This window comes from Actinoplanes sp. NPDC049548, assembly GCF_040676695.1.
Taxonomy (GTDB): domain Bacteria; phylum Actinomycetota; class Actinomycetes; order Mycobacteriales; family Micromonosporaceae; genus Actinoplanes.
The window spans coordinates 151,416-169,619 of the sequence record NZ_JBFAPM010000007.1 but is presented as its reverse complement, the minus strand read 5'-3'; the positions used below and the strand labels follow the sequence as shown (position 1 = coordinate 169,619).

Below are 18,204 nucleotides of genomic sequence, written 5' to 3'. Positions count from 1 at the left end.
CCGACCTCCGCCAGGCGGTCGGCTGCCGGCCTCAGGGCCGGCTGGTTGGTCTCAGAGGGGGCGAACCTGCTCCGCCTGCGGGCCCTTCTGGCCCTGGGCGATCTCGAACTCGACCCGCTGGTTCTCTTCCAGAGTGCGGTAGCCGCTCGTCTGGATGGCCGAGAAGTGGACGAACACGTCAGCACCCCCGCCGTCGACGGTGATGAAGCCGAAGCCCTTGTCTGCGTTGAACCACTTCACGGTTCCTTGCGCCATGCTGAACTCTCCTTCTGAAAATGCCGGCCCGGTGATGCGGGGCCGATGGTCGTTTTCGAGCAGCGGCGCCGCGTACGGCCTTTCAGAAGGAACTGCCTCCTGCAGAAGGCATACCACCTGAACCACTTACACAAAAACTGGCCACACTGTACCCGAAGAACCACCCGGAAAGCTTCCCCTTGGACGAATCCCGTGGACTCCGGCACCAGCGGAAAAGGCCCTCAGCAGCGCTGAGGGCCTTGACGGTGGTCGATACAGCTATCTCAGATATCAGTCCGGCCACGTACCCGTAATCTTGCGGACACCTGCCGCCCCGCCCCGGTCGACGAGCGCCTTCACCGTGGCGAAGATGGCGCCCTGCAGCGCGGCCGCGGCGATGATCTCCCCCCAGCCGCGATCCTCGTCGGTGGCGTTGGGGGCGTCGTCGTCACCGGAGGCCAGCTTCCAGACCTCCTTGAAGACGAAACCCGCGATGGCGCCGGCGCCGATACCCAGCAGCAGGCCCACCGGCTTGTACGCCACCTTCTGGAGCTTTCCGCTCACCGACGCCTCCCCCGCACGATCAGGATGATGCCGACCAGCGCCACGCCGGCCGCGAGCACGGCCGCGAACGGGACGGGGTTGCGGCGTACCTGCTCGCGGGCCTCCTGCGCCTTGTCGAGCGCGCCCGTCTCACGGACCTTGTCGAGCGCCGGGGAGACCTTGTCGCCGGCCTGGGAGGTGGCCGCGCGGACCTTGTCGGTCGCGACCGCCGCGGCGTTGGCCGCCGCACCGCGCACCTTCTCGGTCGCCTCGTAGACCTGGGCCTTCGCCTTGGCCTTGGTCAGCTCGACCTGCTCCTTCGCCCGGGCCTTGACGTCCGCCTTGGCCGCGAGGGCCTGCACGGTCTCGCCCAGCTCCGCCCGGGTCTGCTTGATGTCCGCACGAAGCGCGTCCACGTCGGGCTTGGCCCCCGACCCACCGTTCTTGTCGCTCATGCCCGGCTCCTACCGCTCTTGATCGCGTGCTTGACCTCGTCGACGTCCGCCTTCGCGCTCTCGATCGCGGACTTCGGCTCCGGCGGGACCGCCTGGGTGACCTGCTTCTTGCCGAGCAGCGCCAGCACGCCGGCCGCGGCGAACAGCACCACGGTGACGATCAGGCCGGCGAGCCACAGCGGCAGGAACAGGTCCAGCACGATGATCAGCGTGGCGAGGAGCGCGCCGACGCCGTACAGGGCGAGCACGCCGCCCCCGCCGAACAGACCCACACCGATGCCGGCGTGCTTGCCTTTCTCGGTGAGCTCCGCCTTGGCGAGTGCGATCTCGTCCCGGACGAGGCGGGTGATCTGCTCGCTCGCCTTCTGGACCAATTCCGAGGTGGACTGGTCGGTCCCCGGACGGGCCGGGCTACCGTTCAGGACATCGGCCATGGAGTCCTCCTTTCACTCCCCGGTGTATGCCCTGCCCGGGGTCACATCAATCCTGTCGGGGACCATGGCCCTCACGCGCGGTCACCGGAACTACCGGCCGGCACCCTCAGCCCCTGGTCCGGCGCCTCCGCGGAGCCGGGCCCGGCGAAGGCGGCAGCCCGCTCGTCGCCGTCCCCAGTGCCGCTGAAGACCCGGGCATCGTCAGACGCTTCGGCCTGACGGCCGCCGGGCACGGGCCGGGAGGCCGGCTGCGCGCCGAGGCCGGCCACGTCGGCACGCAGGCGGGGCAGGGAGTCGCGGCGGTGCTCGAAGACCCAGGCGACGAGGCGCTCCCGCACCAGGCATCGCAGGTCCCACAGGGCTCCCGCGTCGTGCGCGCTCACGAGCGCCCGCAGCCGGATCATGCCGCCGACGGCGTCGGTCACCTGCAGCACGCAGACCCGGCCGTCCCACAGTTCGGTACCCTCGCAGACCCTGCGCAGCTCGGCACGCATCGGCTCCACCGGGGCGGACCAGTCCACGTCGATCTCCGCGGTGCCCAGCACGGCGGATCCGGTGCGGGTCCAGTTCTGGAAGGGCTTGGTGGTGAAGTACGAGGTGGGCAGGATCAGCCGCCGGTCGTCCCAGATCTGCACCGCGACGTACGTGAGGGTGAGATCCTCGATGCGGCCCCACTCCCCCTCGACCACGACCACGTCGTCGATGCGCACCGCGTCGCTGAACGCGAGCTGCAGGCCGGCGAAGACGTTGCCCAGCGTGCTCTGCGCGGCGAGGGCCGCGATCACCGAGACGATCCCCGCGGAGGCGAGCACGCTCGCGCCGAGGGCGCGTACGGCCGGGAAGGTCATCAGCACGACGCCGAGGGTGATCACCACGATGGCGGCGACGGTGACCCGGCGCAGCATCTGCACCTGGGTCTTGAGGCGGCGGGCCTTCATGTTGTCCGGGACGTCCACCCGCCACGTGGCGAGGGCGACGTCCTCGAGCACCAGCATCAGGGCACCCACCAGCCACGCGGCCGCGGCGATCACCAGGATCACCAGCGCGTGCAGGACGCCGCCGCGGGCCGGGAACTCGCCGGCGAAGCCGCGGACGGCCACCTGCACCGCGAAGACGGTCGCGGTGGCCAGGAAGGGACGGTGCGCGGTGGTCGCCAGGTCGCGCAGCAGCTGCGAGCGACGACCGAGGCGCTTGGTGACGGAGTGCACGATCTCGACGAGCACGATCGCTGCACCCGCCGCGATCGCCACGGCGAGCAGGGCGGTCAGAAGGCTGGTCACGGTTCCCTCTCCTCACAGGGTGCGTTGCCAGCGATCCAGCATGCCCCGCCCGCCCGGCGGCACAACCCCGCCCGCGGAAGGTCGGACCTTCCTCACACCTTGCGGTAGCGCGCCTGGGAGAAGCAGTAGATGCCGAAGGCGGCGATGCCGAGGGCGATCAGGCCGAGCAGCCACGGACCGTAGGGCTGTCCCGCCAGGGTCTTGAGGGCGGCGTCGAGGCCGCGGGCCTTCTCCGGGTCGTACGTGACCGCGGCAGCGACGACCAGCACGCCGGCGATGCCGAACGCGACACCCTTGCTGGTGTAGCCGGCGACGCCGAGCCGGCGCGTCGTCTTCAGCACCGCGGGCTTCATCTGCTGGGTGTTGAGGCGCTTCTCGAACTTCTTCTTGAGGCCGTAGATCACCAGTCCGACCCCGACGCCCACGACGATGACGCCGATCAGTCCCACCAGGAACCGCCCACCGGCGTTGTCCATCAGGCCGGAGGCGCTCTGCTGCTGCTTGTCTCCCGTGGACGCGTTGGCGCCCTTGAGGACCCTGATGCCGGTCCAGGCGAAGGACAGGTAGATGATGGCCCGGATCCCGGACATCACCCGGTTGGCGACCGCCTCCTTGCCCTGCTCGCCGCTCTCGCCGATGGCGGCCTCGAGGGCCTGCCAGAGGGCGAGCCCGACCATGCCGATGACGGTGATGACCACGAGGGTCTTGCCCATCGGCTGGCTCGCCAGGTTCTGGAAGGCACCGGACTGGTCGCCCTCCGCCGAGGAGTTGCCGAAGGCCAGCTGCAGGGCGATCCAGGCGAAGATCAGGTGGATGACGCCGTACGCGATGAAGCCACCGCGGGCCAGGTATTCGAGGGGCTTGCTGTCCGCGGCGCGCGATGCCGTGCCCCGGACGTGTGAGGAGGCTGTCATGGCGCCTAAGTGACCGGCGGCGGGATTTTCCAAACCTGCCTCGAGCAGGCGGTTCCTGTGCTAGCGCGACACCTGGAACTTGACGTTGTCGGCGTTGATGCTGTCCAGCGAGACCTGCAGGCCGCCGACGTCGACGGACTGCTGCCCCTTGGTCAGCTGGATCTGCTCCCCCGCCACCTCCAGCGTCACGGTGTTCTGGTCGGCGCTGACGAACTTCGCCTCGACGCCGAGCACCTCGGCGCTCGCGTTCACGCTGCGGTCGATGGTCACCGTGCACTGGTCGATGCCGCAGTCGACGTTGTCGCTGCTGCAGCCGCCGAGCAGGGTCAGGCCGAGCGCGGCGGAGGCGAGCAGGGCGGCGAGGCGGGCTCCGGTGGTCGTCACGTGATCGAGGATACGGAACCCCGGCCAGCCGATCAGGCGGCCAGCGCCTGCTCCGTACGGTCCGGGACGAGCGAGCCGGCGATCAGCTCGGCAGCGGCCCGGCCACAGGCCCGCGTCGCGCCGTACGTGGCCACGTGCAGTCCACCGCTCACGGAGACCGGGACGCCCATCTCCACCACGATCGCGTCGGGACGGACGGCGAGCGTACGGGCCAGCGCGTCGCCGACCCACGGGTGCCGGTGAGCGTCGCGGACCACGAGCACCAGCGGGCGGGCTCCGGTGCCGTCGAGGATCGGTGCGACCGGGTCGGTCACCCCCGCCAGGTCGTCGGCGGAGAGCCGCACCGACGTCGTGCCCGGCAGCAGCTCGGCCAGCGGCGCGCCCACGCCCCACGGCGTCTCCGCCCCGATGGCGATGTTGCGCGGGGGTGCGAACTCGACCACGTGCGGCGCGTCCGTCAGCGGGAGGCCGGGCGCCTCGGCGGTCGTGGTCACCCGCAGAGCGCGGCGGGCGGCGGCCTGGCCGACGACCGAGCCGCCGATGACGGCGATCTCGTGGAGCACCGCGCCGGCCGCGTCCGCCGCCGCCCGGGCCCCGATCGCGGTCTGGGTCTCCAGCGTCCAGGTGGCCAGCCGGCGGACCCGGGCGGCCGCGTCGCGCAGGCGCTCCTCGGAGAGCTGTCCGCCGCGGACGGCCGCCACGATGGCGTCGCGCAGCCGTACGGCGGTCCGCTCGTCGGCGTGGTCGCCGCCCACGCAGATCGCGTCGGCGCCCGCGGCGAGGGCCCGGACGGTGGCGCCCTCGAGGCCGTACTTGCGGCGTACGCCCTGCATCTCGATGCCGTCGGTGACGATCAGCCCGTCGAAGCCGAGCTCCTCGCGCAGCAGCCCGGTGAGGATGCGCCGGCTGAGGGTGGCCGGCAGCTCCGGGTCGTACGCCGGCACGAGCAGGTGCCCGGTCATGATCGACTGCACGCCGGCCGCGATGGCCGCCTTGAACGGCACCAGCTCGCACTCGGCGAGGCGGGCCAGGTCGTGGTCGATGACGGGTACGTCGTGGTGCGAGTCGACGGCGGTGTCGCCGTGGCCCGGGAAGTGCTTGGCGCAGGCGGCGACGCCGGCCTCCTGCAGGCCCCGGATCCACGCCGCGCCGTGGCGGGCCACGAGCGGTGCCTCGGCGCCGAACGCGCGTACGCCGATGATCGGGTTGTCGGGGTTGCAGTTGACGTCGGTGTCCGGGGCGTAGTCCAGGGTGATGCCGGCGTGGGCGAGCTCCAGGCCGAGGTCGCGGGCGACGTCCTCGGTCAGCTCCGGGTCGTCGATGGCGCCCAGGCCCAGGTTGCCGGGGCGGGAGCTGCCGTGCCGCGACTCGAAGCGGGTGACGTCGCCGGCCTCCTCGTCGATCGCCACGATGACGTCGGGCCGCTCGGCGCGCAGCTGCGCGGTGAGGGCGGCGACCTGCGCGGGCGACTCGACGTTGCGGGCGAACAGTGCGACGCCGCCGAGCCCTTCCCCGAGACTGCGGCGGATCCAGTCGGGCACGGTGGTGCCCACGAATCCGGGCTGCAGAACCGTCGCGGCGAGTTCGGCCAGTTCGCCAGAATGCGGCATGGGTGCGCGTACCTCCGGTGGCGATCAATACGCGCTCCGCGAGCGCGTCCCCTCAGTGATCAACCGACAACCGTCATGGGCGCGGCGACGCCCTATGGTCACCCACGGCGACGGCTTCAGTCAACAAACCTTTCTATTAAGTGTGGTTTAAGCGCGGGCCGCTAAGCTCGCGGAGTGCCGCAGACACAACTGGCCGCTTCCGGCGTCGACTGGTCCGAGGTGCATGCCGTACGCCTGCTCGGCGTGGCGCTGGCCGCGCTGATCCTGCTGTGGGCCATCAAGCGCATGTTCGGCGGCAAGTAACCGGGGTATCCGCCCGGCATGCGAATCGGATACTTCCTGTCCAGCGAGGAGTACACCCCCGCCGAGCTCATCGAGCAGGCCCGGGGCGCGGAACGAGCCGGGTTCTCGGCGCTGTGGATCTCGGACCACTACCACCCGTGGACCGACGCGCAGGGCCAGAGCGCGTTCGTCTGGTCCACCATCGGTGCCCTCAGCCAGGCGTGCTCGCTGCCCATCACCACGGCGGTCACCTGCCCGACCGTCCGCATCCACCCGGCCGTCATCGCGCAGGCCGCCGCCACCAGCGCGGTGCTCACGGGCGGGCGGTTCCGCCTCGGCGTCGGCACCGGCGAGGCGCTCAACGAGCACATCTTCGGCGACGCGTGGCCGGAGGCGGACGTCCGGCTCGAGATGCTCGAAGAGGCCGTCGAGATCATGCGGGAGCTGTGGAAGGGCGGCGTCGTCTCGTACCGGGGCAAGCACTACACGGTCGAGAACGCGCGGATCTACACGCTGCCCGAGAAGCCCGTCGAGATCCTCGTCTCCGGCTTCGGGCCCAAGGCGATCGAGGTCGCCGCGCGCATGGGCGAGGGCTACATCCACGTCAGCCCGGACGGCGACGCGGTCCGGCAGTTCCGCTCCGCCGGCGGCGGCGACCGCGTCTGCCAGGCAGGCTTCAAGGCGGCGTACGCCACCAGCGAGGACGAGGGCGCGCGCATCGCGTACGAGAAGTGGCCCAACGCCGGCGTGCCCGGCGAGCTGTCCCAGGTCCTGCCCTCGCCCAAGCACTTCGAGCAGGCGTCCCAGCTCGTCACCCAGGACATGATGAAAGAGGCGTTCGTCTGCGGCAACGACCCGCAGGCCCACCTCGAGATGATCGGCAAGTACGCCGACGCCGGCTTCGACGAGATCTACGTCGCCAACACCGGGCCGCACTACCAGGGCCTCTTCGACCTGTACGCCGAGCACGTCCTGCCGAAGTACAAGTAGGGTTTCGCGGTGGCCGAGCCAGGGCACAATGGCCGCTCGATGAAGATCCCCGTCTACGGGCCGCGCCTGCGCAGGGTCGCCCGCAAGCACTTCGGCTGGCCCTCGCTGCGCCCCGGCCAGTTCAAGCCCATGCGAGCCGTGCTGCGCCGCAAGGACGCCCTGGTCGTCCTCCCCACCGGCGCCGGCAAGTCGGCGATCTACCAGATCCCGGCGGTCCTGCTGCCGGGGCCGACAGTGGTGATCTCACCGCTGCTGGCCCTGCAGCAGGACCAGATCGCCGCGCTCAACGCCGCCGGCGACCCGAAGACCCGGGCGGTGCGCGTCAGCTCCGCCGAGACGCCGAACCAGCAGCGGGAGGCGATCCAGGAGATCCGCGAGGGCCGGGCGGAGTTCCTCTTCATCACCCCGGAGCAGCTCAGCGACCCCGAGCGGCTGGCCGAGGTGCGCGGCCTGCGGCCCGGGCTCGTGGCCGTCGACGAGGCCCACTGCATCTCCGCCTGGGGCCACGACTTCCGCCCCGACTACCTGTCGCTGGGCCACCTGATCAAGGGCCTCGGCCGCCCGCCGGTGCTGGCGCTGACGGCCACGGCCTCCCCGCCGGTGCGCGACGACATCATCGAACGGCTGCACCTGCGCAACCCCGAGATCCACGTCTCCGGGCTGGACCGGCGCAACCTGTTCCTCGAGGTCGCGTACTGCCCCGACGAGGACTACCGGTGGCGGCGACTGACCGCCCTGCTCGACGAGGCGCCGCGGCCGGGCATCGTCTACGTGGCGACCCGGCGCGCGGCCGAGGAGCTCGCCGAGCGGCTCACGCAGGCCGGGTACGCCGCCGACTTCTACCACGGCGGCATGGCGGCCGGCGCCCGTGAGCAGCGGCACGAGGACTTCACCGCCGACAAGATCGAGATCATGGTGGCGACGTCGGCGTTCGGCATGGGCATCGACAAGCCGAACATCCGCTGGGTGGCACACGTCGCGCTCCCCGACTCCCCGGACAGCTACTTCCAGGAGATCGGCCGGATGGGCCGCGACGGCGAGCCGGGCCGCGCCCTGCTGCTGTGGCGCGCCGAGGACGAGGCGATCCAGCGCTTCTTCACCGGCGGCGCCCCGGACGTCACCGAGCTGCGCGAGCTGGCCGCGGCCCTGCGCTCCGGCCCGAGCACCAAGACCGCGCTCAAGGAGAAGACCGGCCTCGGCCCGCGCAAACTGGGCCAGTTCCTGAGCCTGCTCGAGCAGGTCGGCGCCGCCACCGCGGGTCAGGGCAACAAGTGGACGGTCCCGGTCTTCGCGCCGCTGCCGGCCGCTGCGGCGGATGCGGCCGTCGCCGCGTACGAGCGCCAGCAGACCGTCCAGCGCTCCCGCACCGACATGATGCGCGGCTTCGCCGAGACGCGGGCGTGCCGCACCCAGACGCTCCTGGCCTACTTCGGCGAGGACGTGAAGAAGCCTTGCGGCCATTGCGACAACTGCGTCGAAGGCGTCGCCGAGGAGGTGGAGGAAGCCACCGGCGACGAGCTGTTCCCCGTGCACAGCACCGTGCGGCACCCGGAGTGGGGTCCCGGCATGGTGATGGGCTACGAGGAGGATCGGGTGACGGTGCTGTTCGAAGAGGTCGGCTACAAGACCCTCTCGGTGCCCGTCGTCGAGGAGCATGCTCTCCTTGTCGCCGAGACGAAGAAGTGAAGCGAGGAGATTCGTGACCGACCAACCGTTGTACGCCGAGCTCGGGTTCACCGACGCCGAGTGGGGGCTGCTCGTCGGCCTGCCGCAGTCGGTGCTGACCGCCGCCAGCGCCGCGACGCCGGACAGCGCCCGCAAGACCCGCCAGGAGACCGCGGCGGGACTCGACCAGATCTCCGACGCCCGCGCGTCGGCGAGCCGGCTGGTGAGCGCCGTCGCCCGGGCCGTGCTCGACGCGACCGGCGACCCGGACCGCGGCGAGGAGATGCCGGCCATCGAGCCCGCGGACCCGGCCGGCTACGCCCAGGACGTGGTGGCCCGGGCGGCGGAGGCGTCGGCGCTGCTGGCGGCCAAGGCCGCGCCCGCGGACGCCGAGACCTACAAGCACTGGCTGGTGGAGATCGCCGAGAGCGTGGTCGGCGCCGCCTCGACCGGTGGTGTGCTCGGCATCGGCGGCGACCAGATCACCGAGAGCGAGCGGGCGTTCCGCGACGAGCTGGCCAAGGCGCTCGCGGCCTGAGACCCTCGCCCGCCTTGGTCGTCGACGAGTACGTGCAGGCCCGGCCCGCGCCGGTGCTCCGGCCGTACGTGGCCTGGTACTCCGGTTACCGGCAGGCCGGGATCGTCCCGGGGACGCATCGCGGCCTGCCGTCGCCGTACCTGACGCTGCCATCCAACCGCCCCACCCACCTCCCACGGCTGGACTGAAGGCTGAGCCGTGGACGACCCGCTGACCGTCGCGGCGCATCCGGACCCGCGGCAGGCCCCGGGACGGTACGACGCGCTGATCGGCGGCCTGCACCTGGCACCGGCGATGATTACCCACGACGGGTTCCAGTCCGGTGTCCAGGTGGCCCTGCACCCGCTCGGGTGCCGGGCGCTGCTCGGGCTACCCGCCGGAGAGCTCGCGGCGCTCGACCTCGACGCGGCCGACCCCGCCACCCCAGGTGTGGCCCACCCTGCGGTGCCGCGACGCCCGCGCCCTCATCCGCTTCCTCGTCGACGCGTTCGGCTTCGAGGAGACCGCCGTCCACGGTTCCGGCGACCGCGTCGACCACGCCGAGCTGAGCTGGCCCGAGGGCGGCGGCGTCATGCTCGGCTCGCACCGCGAGGACCCGGACGACCCCTGGCCGCTGCGTCCGGGCACGTTCGGGGCGTACGTGGTCACCGCCGACGTCGATGCCGTCCACGACCGGGCGGTGGCGGCGGGCGCGGAGATCCTGCGCAAGCCCCACGACACCGGCTACGGCTCGCGCGACTTCACCGCCCGCGACCCCGAGGGCAACCGCTGGCAGTTCGGCACCTACCCGGGAGAACCGCGCTAGGAGCCGCCGAGCAGGCCACGTTCGAAGGCTGCGGCCACTGCGGCCGCGCGGTCGCGGACACCCAGCTTCGCGTACGCGTGCAGCAGATGCGTCTTCACCGTCGCCTCGCTGATGAACAGCCGCGACGCCGCCTCCCGATTGGTGCACCCCCGCGCGATCAGTCCGAGAACCTCCAGCTCACGGGCGCTCAGCGGCTCCTGGCCGGGCGACCGCAGGTTGCCGATGAGCCGTCCGGCCACCGCCGGCGACAGCACCGACTCGCCCCGGTCGGCCGCGAGCACCGCCCGGAACAACTCCTCCCGCGGGGTGTCCTTGAGCAGGTATCCGGTCGCCCCGGCCTTGATCGCGGGCAGCACGTCGCTGTCGGTGTCGTACGTGGTGAGCACCAGCACCCGCGCCGCGCACCCCTGCTCGCGCAGCTTGCGGATGGCGGTGACCCCGTCCATGCCGGGCATCCGCAGGTCCATCAGCACCACGTCGGGGTCGGCGGCGCGGGCCACCGCCAGGGCCTCGCGCCCGTCGGCGGCCTCCCCGCGCACCTCGAACCGGTCGTCGCCGGCGAACATCCCGCGCAGGCCGTCGCGCACGACCGGGTGGTCGTCGACGATCACCAACCCGATCATGCGGCGACGCCCAGCGGGATCGCCGGTACGCACGCCGAGACGGCCGTTCCGGCACCGGGCTCAGACTCGACCTCCAGGGTGCCCGCGATCCGGCGTACCCGCTCGCGCATCGCCGTCAGGCCGTAGCCGCCTTCCGGCCGGGCCGGCGGGGACGCCGGGTCGAAGCCGGAGCCGTCGTCGCGGACGTCCAGAGTCACGAGATCCTCCAGATAGGACAGGGTCAGCGCGACGCGGCGGGCGCCCGCGTGCCGGGCCACGTTGGCGAGGGCCTCCTGCGCCGTCCGCAGCAGCGTGGCGTCGATCTCCGGCAGCAGCGGCTGCACCGTACCCGTGGTGATCATCTCCACGCCGATGCCGTGCCGGGCCGACCAGCCCTCGACGACCTCCGCCAGGGCCTGCGGCAGCGACCCCGCGTCCAGCGGGCGGGGCCGCAGCGCCTGGACCGACCGCCGGGCCTCGGCCAGGCTGTCCCGGGCGAGCTGCTTGGCGGTCGCCAGGTGCCGCTCGTGGTCGGCGGGCCGCCCGCTCGCCTGGCCGGCCGCCTCCAGCTGGGTGACGATGCCGGTCAGCCCCTGGGCGAGCACGTCGTGGATCTCCCCGGCGAGGCGCTGCCGTTCGTCGAGCACACCGGCCTCCCGCGCCTGGACGAGCAGCCGGGTGTGCAGGTCCGCGTTCTCCGCGAGGGCGGCGGCGAGCTTGGCGTTCGCCTCCTCGAGCTCCCGGACGAGATCCGCCCGGCGAGCGTGGTGGCCCTGCGTGACGATGGCGAGGTAGGTCATCGCGGTGCCGATCGCCACGTTGAGGGCGAGCACCACCGCGATCGTGCCCCACTGGGCCGGCACCCACGCGCCCCTGACCTGGGACACCCCCGTACAGACGCCGACGGCCGCGGCGCCCAGCAGCCGCCACCTGCCGTGCAGCGCGTGCTGCACGAAGAGGAAGCCGGTCCAGGCGAAGAAGCCGTACAGCGCGTTCGTCCAGATCAGGAGCGCGTCGAGCGCCACGATGCCGGTGAAGAAGACGGCGAGGTGCGTGCGCCGGCGCCGCCAGAGCAGCAGCCACACCGCGGTGGCCGCGGCCGCCGCCAAGGACACCGGCAGCGGCTGGTGCGGCATCTGCGAGTCGTCCCCGGCGAGCGCCACCATGACGGTCGAGGCCGCCAGCGCCAGGTACGGCAGCAGCCGCAGCCGCTCGTCGAGCCTGGTCCGCCACCGGTCCGACACGGTACCCAGCACCGTCGTGTCCACCAACATCGTCGTCTACTCCCAGCGGAACAGCCTGGCCGCGGCCGCGCCGAACACCAGCGCGTACGCCACCAGCACGGTCACCGATCCCCAGGCCGGCCACGACCCGGTCATCGCCTCGTGGACGGCCCGCTCCCCGGCGCCCAGCGGCGTCAGATCGCTGAGCCGCCGCAGCACCTCCGGGAACGCCTCGCGGGGCGTCCACAACCCGGCGAAGAACATCGACGGGAAGAACAGCAGCGTACCGATCGTGTTCGCGGCCTTGCCGGACGGCGCGAGCGCCGCGACGAACAGCCCGATCGCGAAGGCGGCACCGGCCGTCAGCAGCACCGCGAGCACGAAACCGGGGATCTGCCGCGGCAGGGGCACGTCGAACCCGGCCCGCGCGACGAGCAGGACGAGCGCAATGGACGTCACCGCGGTCAGCAGGCTCATCACCAGCTGCGCGCCGAGCAGGGCGACCGGCCGCGCCGGCGTGGTCGCGAGCCGCCGGAGGACGCCCCGCTCCCGGTAGCCGGCCAGCACCATCGGCGCGACCTGCAGCGCGAGCATCGCCAGGGTGAGGACCACCGATATGGCCGCGTACAGGTCGACGACCCGCAGGCCGCCGAGGCCGTCGTCGCGTTCCCGGAAGGCCGGGAAGCTGCCGAGGATCACCACCAGGACCGACGGGAAGGCGAGCGTGAAGAAGACCAGCGCCGGTTCCCGCAGGAACAGCCGGAGCTCGGAGCGGATGAGACGGGCGAAGACGGACACGGTCACACCTCCCGGGAACCGCGGCCGGTCAGCCGGACGAACGCCTCGTCCAGGCCGACCCGCTCGATACGCAGGTCGAGAGCGACGACGTCGTGGGCGGCGAGGGTGGCGGCGACGGCCTGCACCAGGTCACCATGGCCGACGACCTCCAGCTGCGGTCCGTGCCGGACCACTGCGTCGACCGCGGGCAGGGCGGTCAGCATCCGCTCGTCCACGGGTACGGAGGGACGGAAGCGGATCCGCTGCTCGGCGGCGACCCGGGAGACCAGCCCGCCCGGCGTGTCGACGGCCACGACGCAGCCGGCGTCGATCAGCGCCACCCGGTCGCAGAGCCGCTCCGCCTCCTCCATGAAGTGCGTGACCAGCACGACGGTGACCCCGCGGTCGCGGACCGCCGAGACCAGGTCCCAGGTGTCACGGCGGGCCTGCGGATCGAGCCCGGTGGTGAGCTCGTCGAGGATCGCGACCCGCGGGTTGCCCAGCAGCGCCAGCGCGATCGACAGCCGCTGCCGCTGACCGCCGGACAGCTTGCCGAAACGCGCCCGGAGCTTGGCGGTGAGGCCCAGCTCGGCGGCGAGCCCCCGCCAGTCGGCCGGGTCCCGGTAGAAGGCGGAGAAGAGCTCGAGGGCCTCCCGTACGGTCATCTTCTCGGGCAGCCGGCTCTCCTGCAGCTGCACGCCGACGAGCCGCCGCAGGGCCGGATCACCCGGCTCGCGTCCCAGCACCCCGATCCTGCCGCCGTCGGGCTTCCGCAGGCCGGCGATGCACTCCACGGTGGTGGTCTTGCCGGCGCCGTTGGGGCCCAGGATCCCGAAGATCTCCCCCGCCTCGACGGCGAGCGAGACGTCGGCGACCGCGGTCGTCTCGCCGTACCGTTTGCGGAGCCGGTGGACATCGATGACTGTCATGCATCGATCGTCACAGCCGGCGCACGCCGGCGAATCAACCGGCGAGCGACGGCGGACATCCACCAGTCGGTGGATGCGGGATCAGGCGACGGCCTCCGCCTCGTTGCTCTTCCTGCCCGCGACGGCCGAGTACACCGAGCCCAGCTGGGACGCGACCCGCTTCCAGGAGTACGCCTGGCGGGCCCGGTCGAGCGCCGCGGTCGCGTACGCGAACCGCCGCACCTTGTCGTTGACCAGCCGGCGCAGGGCACTGCCGAGGGCGCGGGGGTCGCGAGCCGGCACCAGGTCACCGGTGAGGCCGTCGACGACGGTCTCGTTGAGGCCGCCCACGGCGGTGCCGATCACCGGCACCCCGCACGCCATCGCCTCGAGCGGCGCCAGCTCGAACTGTTCCTGCCAGGGCGCGGCGACGAGCAGGTCGGCGGAGCGGTACCAGCGCGGCATGTCCCGGGCCGGGACCCCGCCGACGAGCCGGACGCGGTCGGCGACCTTGCACTGCTCGGCGATCGCGCGCAGCCTCTTGGCCTGCGGGTCGGCGGCGAGCTGCGGGGCGGGCGGGCCGCCGACGACGACGCACTCGGCGCCGGGCACGTACCGCATGGCCTGGATGACGTCGCCGAAGCCCTTGCGTTCCACCAGGCGGCCGACGCTCAGGATCCGCGGACGTTCCGGATCGCGCTCGGCGACCGGCCCGTCCGGGGTGAACTGCTCGCTGTCGACGCCGGCCGGGACCACGGTGAGCCGCGACCGCGGGACCCCGATGCGGACCAGGCCCTGCAGCTCGTCGTGGGTCTGGGCGACGACCTTGTCCACGGCGCGGCCGAGCGCGCGCTCGTAGCCGGTCCGGGAGGTGCCCTCGCCGGCGGGCTCGCCGGAGGCGATCTCGTGGAACGACTGGACGACCGGGATGCCGACCTGCCGGGCCGCCGTCACGGCGGCGAGGCCGCTGGTCCAGAAGTGGGCATGCGCCACGTCCGGAAGCCAGTCGGAGTCGTGCCAGTCGGTCCGCAGCCACTGCGCGAAGTCGCCCATGTGGCGCAGCAGGACGTCGTCGGGCAGCACACGCGCCGGTCCGGCGGGCACGTGCACCACGCTGACGCCCGGGGTGAGCGGCACGATGGCGGGCAGGTCCGGGCTGTCCCGGCGGGTGTAGACGCGCACGTCGTGGCCCTGTTCGGCCAGCGCGGTGGAGAGCTCCGCGACGTGCCGCTGCTGGGCGCCCGCGGAGGCGTCGGCGGCGGGCAGCGGGCTCGCCTGCTCGGAGATCATCGCGATGCGCACGTGGTCCTCCTCCGACAGCTTGGTTCCGGGAGAAGACCGGAGTCGAGGCTGAGTTGCGATACGCGGAGCGTCTTGCCCCCGACCGGAAAGCGTAAACATCGGCCGGGCGGGTATGTCCGGCCCGTGGCTATCGTGCAGCGTATCGTTCCCGCTCCCCCGGATCAGGTGTTCGCGGTGCTCGCGGACGGCTGGACCTACAGCGACTGGGTCGTCGGCACCGTCCACATCCGCGACGTCGACGAGAGCTGGCCCCGACCCGGCGCGAAACTCCACCACAAGGCCGGCCCCTGGCCCCTGTCGCTGCACGAGAGCTCGACCGTGGTCAGCTGCGTGCCGGACCGGGAGCTGACCATCATCGCGGGCCTGTGGCCGCTCGGTGAGGCGACGGTACGGATGCAGCTCGACCCCGTCGACGGGGGCCGCACCCGCGTGACGATCGAGGAGACGTTCCGCGCCGGACCGCTGCGGTGGGTGCACACCAAGCTCAACGACCTGGTGCTGCACCGCCGCAACGTCGAGTCGCTGCGACGTTTGTCCGACATCGCGACGCGGGAAAAGAGCCGCCCATGAGCCAGAACGTCGTGATCACCGGAGCCAGCGCCGGCGTGGGCCGCGCGGTGGCCGTCGCCTACGCCCGCCGCGGTGCCCGGGTGGCCCTGCTCGCCCGCGGCCGCGCCGGCCTCGAAGGAGCTTCCCTGGAGACCCGTGCCGCCGGCGCCGCCGACGTGCGCACCTACCAGGTGGACGTGTCGGACGCCGATGCGGTGCAGGAGGCGGCGGACGACATCGCCGCGGCCTGGGGCGGCATCGACGTCTGGATCAACGACGCGATGACGTCGGTCTTCGCGCCCACCTGGGAGATCAGCCCGGCCGAGTACCGCCGCGTCACGGAGGTCAACTACCTGGGTACGGTGCACGGCACCCTGGCCGCCCTGCGGCACATGCGGCCGGCCGGGCACGGCGCGATCGTGCAGATCGGCTCGGCGCTGGCGTACCGGGGGATTCCGCTGCAGTCGGCGTACTGCGCGTCCAAGCACGCCATCCAGGGCTTCAACGACTCGCTGCGCGCGGAGCTGCTGCACGACGGCAACCGGGTCAAGCTCTCGATGGTCCAGCTCCCCGCCGTGAACACCCCGCAGTTCTCCTGGGTACGCACCCGCCTGCCCAACCACCCCCAGCCGGTCCCGCCGATCTACCAGCCCGAGGTGGTGGCCCGCGCGGTGCTGTGGGTGGCCGACAAGGGCAAGCGCGAGATCAACGTGGGCGGCCCCACGCTCAAGACCCGCCTGGGCAACATCGTGGCGCCGGCGTTCCTGGACCGGCTGCTGGCCAACGACAAGCGCGGCTACCAGGGACAGCAGACCGGCGAGAAGATCGACCTGTCGCAGTGGCACGACAACGTCGACAAGCCGGTGGACGAGGACCGCGACTTCGGCGCGCACGGCGTCTTCGACGACGAGAGCCGTACCAGCTCCTTCGCCCTGTGGGCGACCATGCACAAGCCGCTGGTGGCCGGGGTGCTGGGTGCCGGCCTGAGCCTCGCGGCGGCGGGCTTCCTCCGCCGCCGGCCCTATCTGTAGATCGCGCTGTGGGCGGCGTCGATGACCGCCTGGTAGGCCCGCCCGGTCAGGAACCGGTTGCGGGCCAGCGCCGCCCGCGCCGCGTTCGCGCCCGGCGCCCCGTGCACACCGCCGCCCGGGTGCGCCGAGGCGCTCGCCAGGTACAGCCGGTCCACCGGGGTGTCCGGGCGGCCCAGCCCCGGGACCGGCCGCAGGAACAACTGCTGGAAGGCCGCGGCCGTCCCGCCGCCCAGGGCGCCGCCGACCAGCGACGGGTTCTCGTGTTCCATGTCGGCCGGGGAGAACACGTTGCGGCCGCGCACGAGCTGGCCGAAGCCGGGAGCGTGCTCCTCGAGCACCGCCTCCATCCGAGCGACGTGCGCGTCGATCTCCCCGGCCTCCCAGTGCGAGCGGTGCGGCAGATGCGTGTACGCCCACACCGACTCCGTGCCCTCCGGCGAGTGCGACGGATCGGCCGTCGTCATCTGGCCCAGCAGCAGGAACGGGTTCGGGGGCATCGAGTTCGTGGCGAGGTGCGCCGCGTAGCGGGTCAGGCCGTTGAGGTCGGCGCCCAGGTGCACCGTGCCCGAGCCGGACGCCGCCGGGTTCTTCCACGGCATCTTGCCCTCGACCGCCCAGTCGACCTTCACTGTCGCGCCGTCCCAGCGGAAGAACTCCAAATCCTCCGCGAACCGGGGCGGAAGCCAGCGGGTGCCGACCAGGTCGAGGAACAGCGCCGGGGCCGGGACGTCGGCGAGCACCGCCCGGCACGCACGCCAGTTGCGGCCGTCGCGGGTGCGTACGCCCATGGCCTTGCCGCCGGCGACCAGCACGCGCGACACCGGGGTCTCGTAGTCGATCCGCCCGCCGCGGTCCAGCAGCCGGTCGACCAGCGCCTGGGTGATCCGCTGGGCGCCGCCGACCGGGACCGGCCAGCCGTACTCCTGGCCCAGCATGGCCAGCAGCCAGCCGTAGACGCCTCCCCCGGCCTCCTCCGGAGACAGGTCGGTGTGCAGCGCGCATCCCGCCAGGGCCAGCTGGGCGCCCTCCCCCTGGAACAGCTCCGCCCCGAGCTCGCGTACGGACAGCACGAGGCGCCGGGCGAGCCGCAGCGAGCCGCCGACCCGCAGCCGGCGCGCCAGCTGCAACCCGGAACGTACCGGCGGGAACGGCGTGAACAGCACCTTCAACATGTCGGCGGAGACACCGCACCAGTCGTCGTACGCATGCTTCCACCGCTCGCCGTCGCCCGGCGCGAACTCCTCCATCGACGCCATGGTCTTCTCGAGGTCCCGGTTGACCGTGGCCGCGCGCCCGTCGGGCAACAGGTGGGTGAGGACGTCCGGGGCGTGGGTCCACTCCAGGCCGTACTCGTCGAGGTCGAGCCCCTGCATCACCGGGGAGGCGAAGCCCAGCGGGTAGAAGGAGCTGAACAGGTCGCTGAGGTACCCGGGAGCGGTGACGTACCCCGAGCGGACCGCGCCGCCGGGCTGGGGTGTCGCCTCCAGCACTTGGACGCTCCACCCCGCGTCGGCGAGCAGGTTCGCCGCAACCAGGCCGTTGTGTCCCGCACCGATGACGATCGCGTCCGCTCGTTCCACGCGCCGACCGTACCCCGCACTGTTTGCGGCAAACCCACCCCGGGTAGTGACAAAAGTGCATGCGGTGACGGATGGGAGCCGGAGACGAGATGACAGCC

21 protein-coding genes and 1 pseudogene are annotated in these 18,204 nt (G+C 72.4%); 8 read left to right on the top strand and 14 right to left on the bottom strand.

The genetic code is table 11. The features are described 5' to 3' along the window. Window positions 1–51: 51 nt before the first annotated feature. The 8 genes and pseudogenes from AB0J80_RS16395 to AB0J80_RS16360 all read right to left on the bottom strand — a co-directional run bounded on the left by AB0J80_RS16395 (window position 52) and on the right by AB0J80_RS16360 (window position 5,854). A complete protein-coding gene (locus AB0J80_RS16395) occupies window positions 52–255 on the bottom strand; it encodes a cold-shock protein (RefSeq protein ID WP_011905669.1) in 204 nt (67 codons plus the stop codon). A gap of 270 nt (window positions 256–525) precedes the next feature. After that, window positions 526–798, bottom strand: coding sequence for a DUF4235 domain-containing protein (locus tag AB0J80_RS16390; RefSeq protein ID WP_364705348.1), 273 nt, complete (start codon window positions 796–798; stop codon window positions 526–528). Window positions 799–1,067: 269 nt separating this feature from the next. After that, window positions 1,068–1,232: pseudogene (locus tag AB0J80_RS16385) on the bottom strand (DUF3618 domain-containing protein); the annotation flags it as partial. Further along, on the bottom strand, window positions 1,229–1,666 hold the full coding sequence (locus AB0J80_RS16380) for a phage holin family protein (RefSeq protein WP_364705346.1): 438 nt from the start codon (window positions 1,664–1,666) through the stop codon (window positions 1,229–1,231). The pseudogene AB0J80_RS16385 and the gene AB0J80_RS16380, both read right to left, overlap by 4 nt. Before the next feature lie 71 nt (window positions 1,667–1,737). Then, window positions 1,738–2,946: a mechanosensitive ion channel domain-containing protein gene (locus AB0J80_RS16375; protein WP_364705344.1), complete on the bottom strand. Its 1,209-nt coding sequence runs from the start codon at window positions 2,944–2,946 to the stop codon at window positions 1,738–1,740. A 92-nt stretch (window positions 2,947–3,038) separates the two neighbouring features. Continuing rightward, window positions 3,039–3,860: a DUF1206 domain-containing protein gene (locus AB0J80_RS16370; protein ID WP_364705342.1), complete on the bottom strand. Its 822-nt coding sequence runs from the start codon at window positions 3,858–3,860 to the stop codon at window positions 3,039–3,041. 60 nt (window positions 3,861–3,920) lie between these two features. Further along, window positions 3,921–4,244 carry a hypothetical protein gene (locus AB0J80_RS16365; protein ID WP_364705340.1) on the bottom strand — a complete coding sequence of 108 codons (324 nt, stop codon included), beginning with the start codon at window positions 4,242–4,244 and terminating at the stop codon, window positions 3,921–3,923. Between the two features lie 32 nt (window positions 4,245–4,276). Further along, a complete protein-coding gene (locus AB0J80_RS16360) occupies window positions 4,277–5,854 on the bottom strand; it encodes a glycoside hydrolase family 3 protein (RefSeq protein WP_364705338.1) in 1,578 nt (525 codons plus the stop codon). Between the two features lie 174 nt (window positions 5,855–6,028). Here AB0J80_RS16360 and AB0J80_RS16355 point away from each other — a divergent pair, with 174 nt between their 5' ends. The 6 genes from AB0J80_RS16355 to AB0J80_RS16330 all read left to right on the top strand — a co-directional run bounded on the left by AB0J80_RS16355 (window position 6,029) and on the right by AB0J80_RS16330 (window position 10,134). Next, on the top strand, window positions 6,029–6,157 hold the full coding sequence (locus AB0J80_RS16355) for a hypothetical protein (RefSeq protein WP_364705337.1): 129 nt from the start codon (window positions 6,029–6,031) through the stop codon (window positions 6,155–6,157). Between the two features lie 18 nt (window positions 6,158–6,175). Further along, entirely contained in the window at window positions 6,176–7,126 is a 951-nt protein-coding gene (locus AB0J80_RS16350; protein ID WP_364705335.1) for a TIGR03557 family F420-dependent LLM class oxidoreductase, read from the top strand. 39 nt (window positions 7,127–7,165) lie between these two features. After that, complete coding sequence (locus AB0J80_RS16345) at window positions 7,166–8,812, top strand: RecQ family ATP-dependent DNA helicase (RefSeq protein ID WP_364705334.1); 1,647 nt, start codon at window positions 7,166–7,168, stop codon at window positions 8,810–8,812. Between the two features lie 13 nt (window positions 8,813–8,825). Then, window positions 8,826–9,329, top strand: a complete 504-nt coding sequence (locus AB0J80_RS16340) for a hypothetical protein (protein ID WP_364705333.1) — start codon at window positions 8,826–8,828, stop codon at window positions 9,327–9,329. Window positions 9,330–9,343: 14 nt separating this feature from the next. Beyond that, window positions 9,344–9,517 (top strand): hypothetical protein, encoded by a 174-nt coding sequence (locus tag AB0J80_RS16335; RefSeq protein ID WP_364705331.1) that lies wholly within the window; start codon window positions 9,344–9,346, stop codon window positions 9,515–9,517. A gap of 134 nt (window positions 9,518–9,651) precedes the next feature. Beyond that, window positions 9,652–10,134 (top strand): VOC family protein, encoded by a 483-nt coding sequence (locus AB0J80_RS16330; protein WP_364705329.1) that lies wholly within the window; start codon window positions 9,652–9,654, stop codon window positions 10,132–10,134. Here the strand turns inward: AB0J80_RS16330 and AB0J80_RS16325 are convergent. From AB0J80_RS16325 to AB0J80_RS16305, 5 genes are all read right to left on the bottom strand, one after another. After that, window positions 10,131–10,757 (bottom strand): response regulator transcription factor, encoded by a 627-nt coding sequence (locus AB0J80_RS16325; protein WP_364705327.1) that lies wholly within the window; start codon window positions 10,755–10,757, stop codon window positions 10,131–10,133. The two genes, AB0J80_RS16330 and AB0J80_RS16325, sit on opposite strands and share 4 nt — an antisense overlap. Further along, window positions 10,754–12,010: a sensor histidine kinase gene (locus tag AB0J80_RS16320; protein ID WP_364705325.1), complete on the bottom strand. Its 1,257-nt coding sequence runs from the start codon at window positions 12,008–12,010 to the stop codon at window positions 10,754–10,756. Before AB0J80_RS16320 ends, AB0J80_RS16325 begins: the two co-directional genes overlap by 4 nt. A gap of 6 nt (window positions 12,011–12,016) precedes the next feature. Next, window positions 12,017–12,757 carry an ABC transporter permease gene (locus AB0J80_RS16315; RefSeq protein WP_364705323.1) on the bottom strand — a complete coding sequence of 247 codons (741 nt, stop codon included), beginning with the start codon at window positions 12,755–12,757 and terminating at the stop codon, window positions 12,017–12,019. Window positions 12,758–12,759: 2 nt separating this feature from the next. Then, a complete protein-coding gene (locus AB0J80_RS16310; protein ID WP_364705321.1) occupies window positions 12,760–13,665 on the bottom strand; it encodes an ABC transporter ATP-binding protein in 906 nt (301 codons plus the stop codon). 81 nt (window positions 13,666–13,746) lie between these two features. Continuing rightward, window positions 13,747–14,946 carry a glycosyltransferase gene (locus tag AB0J80_RS16305; RefSeq protein ID WP_364705319.1) on the bottom strand — a complete coding sequence of 400 codons (1,200 nt, stop codon included), beginning with the start codon at window positions 14,944–14,946 and terminating at the stop codon, window positions 13,747–13,749. Between the two features lie 123 nt (window positions 14,947–15,069). On the opposite strand from AB0J80_RS16305, the gene AB0J80_RS16300 reads away from it, so the two are divergent. Together AB0J80_RS16300 and AB0J80_RS16295 are read left to right on the top strand one after the other, a co-directional pair. Further along, window positions 15,070–15,516 carry an SRPBCC family protein gene (locus tag AB0J80_RS16300; RefSeq protein WP_364705317.1) on the top strand — a complete coding sequence of 149 codons (447 nt, stop codon included), beginning with the start codon at window positions 15,070–15,072 and terminating at the stop codon, window positions 15,514–15,516. Further along, a complete protein-coding gene (locus AB0J80_RS16295; RefSeq protein WP_364705315.1) occupies window positions 15,513–16,526 on the top strand; it encodes an SDR family oxidoreductase in 1,014 nt (337 codons plus the stop codon). The genes AB0J80_RS16300 and AB0J80_RS16295 overlap by 4 nt, the downstream gene beginning before the upstream one ends. Here the strand turns inward: AB0J80_RS16295 and AB0J80_RS16290 are convergent. Next, window positions 16,517–18,106, bottom strand: a complete 1,590-nt coding sequence (locus tag AB0J80_RS16290; RefSeq protein ID WP_364705313.1) for an NAD(P)/FAD-dependent oxidoreductase — start codon at window positions 18,104–18,106, stop codon at window positions 16,517–16,519. The two genes, AB0J80_RS16295 and AB0J80_RS16290, sit on opposite strands and share 10 nt — an antisense overlap. Window positions 18,107–18,204 lie beyond the last annotated feature (98 nt).

Excerpts from the sequence above, each read along its gene's own strand:
- AB0J80_RS16395 (WP_011905669.1), bottom strand. The coding sequence starts at position 255 with ATGGCGCAAGGAACCGTGAAGTGGTTCAACGCAGACAAGGGCTTCGGC.
- AB0J80_RS16380 (WP_364705346.1), bottom strand. The coding sequence starts at position 1,666 with ATGGCCGATGTCCTGAACGGTAGCCCGGCCCGTCCGGGGACCGACCAG.
- AB0J80_RS16370 (WP_364705342.1), bottom strand. The coding sequence starts at position 3,860 with ATGACAGCCTCCTCACACGTCCGGGGCACGGCATCGCGCGCCGCGGAC.
- AB0J80_RS16360 (WP_364705338.1), bottom strand. The coding sequence starts at position 5,854 with ATGCCGCATTCTGGCGAACTGGCCGAACTCGCCGCGACGGTTCTGCAG.
- AB0J80_RS16350 (WP_364705335.1), top strand. The coding sequence starts at position 6,176 with ATGCGAATCGGATACTTCCTGTCCAGCGAGGAGTACACCCCCGCCGAG.
- AB0J80_RS16345 (WP_364705334.1), top strand. The coding sequence starts at position 7,166 with ATGAAGATCCCCGTCTACGGGCCGCGCCTGCGCAGGGTCGCCCGCAAG.
- AB0J80_RS16325 (WP_364705327.1), bottom strand. The coding sequence starts at position 10,757 with ATGATCGGGTTGGTGATCGTCGACGACCACCCGGTCGTGCGCGACGGC.
- AB0J80_RS16320 (WP_364705325.1), bottom strand. The coding sequence starts at position 12,010 with ATGTTGGTGGACACGACGGTGCTGGGTACCGTGTCGGACCGGTGGCGG.
- AB0J80_RS16310 (WP_364705321.1), bottom strand. The coding sequence starts at position 13,665 with ATGACAGTCATCGATGTCCACCGGCTCCGCAAACGGTACGGCGAGACG.
- AB0J80_RS16295 (WP_364705315.1), top strand. The coding sequence starts at position 15,513 with ATGAGCCAGAACGTCGTGATCACCGGAGCCAGCGCCGGCGTGGGCCGC.